1 protein-coding gene is annotated in these 479 nt (G+C 65.3%); it reads right to left on the bottom strand.

Annotation, left to right across the window (positions count from 1 at the left end; translation table 11 throughout):
• A partial coding sequence (locus EN964_RS36955) for an amidohydrolase family protein (RefSeq protein WP_164776610.1) occupies nucleotides 1-479 on the bottom strand: 479 nt, incomplete at both ends.

A 479-nucleotide genomic window follows, 5' to 3' on the forward strand; every position in this document is an offset into this window, starting at 1 on the left:
ATCATAAGGCGTCCAGCCGGCTTTCGAGCCGGCCTGCGCATTGGTGATCATCTCGCGCCGCATCATGTCGACGATGGTGAAGTCGGCGTCATAGCCGGCGGCGATGCGGCCTTTCCTGGCCATGCCGAAGATCCGCTGCGGGCCATGACTGGACAGGTCGACGAAGCGCTGCAAGGTTAGCCGGCCGGCATTGACGTGGTCGAGCATGATCGGCACCAGCGTCTGCACGCCGGTCATTCCCGACGGAGAGGCCGGATACGGCTTGGCCTTCTCGGCCAGCGTGTGCGGCGCATGGTCGGAGCCGAGCACGTCGACAATGCCTTGCGCAATGCCGTGCCAGACGCCGTCGCGATGGCGGGCGGGGCGCACCGGCGGGTTCATCTGGATCAGCGTGCCAAGCCGTCCATAGTCGTCGGCGCTCAGCGTCAAATGATGCGGCGTTGCCTCGCAGGTCGCGACATCCTTGTGCTGTTCGAGGA

This window comes from Mesorhizobium sp. M7A.F.Ca.CA.001.10.2.1, assembly GCF_003998575.1.
Classification (GTDB): Bacteria; Pseudomonadota; Alphaproteobacteria; order Rhizobiales; family Rhizobiaceae; genus Mesorhizobium.